This is a genomic window from Oleiphilus sp. HI0128 (assembly GCF_001635365.1).
The window spans coordinates 1-824 of sequence record NZ_LWGG01000413.1 but is presented as its reverse complement, the minus strand read 5'-3'; the positions used below and the strand labels follow the sequence as shown (position 1 = coordinate 824).

General features: G+C 46.2%; 1 rRNA gene. It reads right to left on the bottom strand.

The annotated features are described in order from the left end of the window. A 16S ribosomal RNA gene (locus A3763_RS05075) occupies positions 1–421 on the bottom strand; the annotation flags it as partial. Positions 422–824: the final 403 nt, after the last annotated feature.

Here is an 824-nt window from a genome sequence, read left to right as displayed (position 1 = left end):
ACAACCCGAAAGCCTTCTTCACACACGCGGCATGGCTGCATCAGGCTTGCGCCCATTGTGCAATATTCCCCACTGCTGCCTCCCGTAGGAGTCTGGACCGTGTCTCAGTTCCAGTGTGGCTGATCATCCTCTCAGACCAGCTAGGGATCGTCGCCTTGGTGAGCCCTTACCTCACCAACTAGCTAATCCCACGCAGACACATCCAATAGCGAGAGCCGAAGCCCCCTTTCCCCCGTAGGGCGTATGCGGTATTAATCCAAATTTCTCTGGGCTATCCCCCACTACTGGGCAGTTTTCTACGCGTTACTCACCCGTCCGCCGCTCGTCAGCAGATAGCAAGCTATCTCTGTTACCGCTCGACTTGCATGTGTTAAGCCTGCCGCCAGCGTTCAATCTGAGCCATGATCAAACTCTTCAGTTCAATCTAGTCGAAGCAAAAGCTTCATATACTTGCTCAAGTTACTTACTGTTCAAATAAATTGTACAGGTCGTTGACTTGATAATTTCTTAAGCAACATCCTCTCTAACAAGTTAGATCAGAGTGCTTTATCGTGAAATCATCTCAGCCAGCGCCCACACGAATTGCTTGGTTAATTTTTTAAAGAGCTTGCTTGAGATCCCTCAAGCGAGGCGAGTATTCTACAGCGTCTCATTTGCTTGTCAACGATTTTTTTTAATTTGTTTTCGAAGAAATTTAAATTCAAAACCGAAAACCAAAACCTTTAACAAGCGAAGATAAATTACTGATTTTAATCACTTAATTTATCCTCTATCTCCTTCAAACTTCGCCGCTTTCGAAGCGGTTCGTCTTAAGGAGGTGCGCA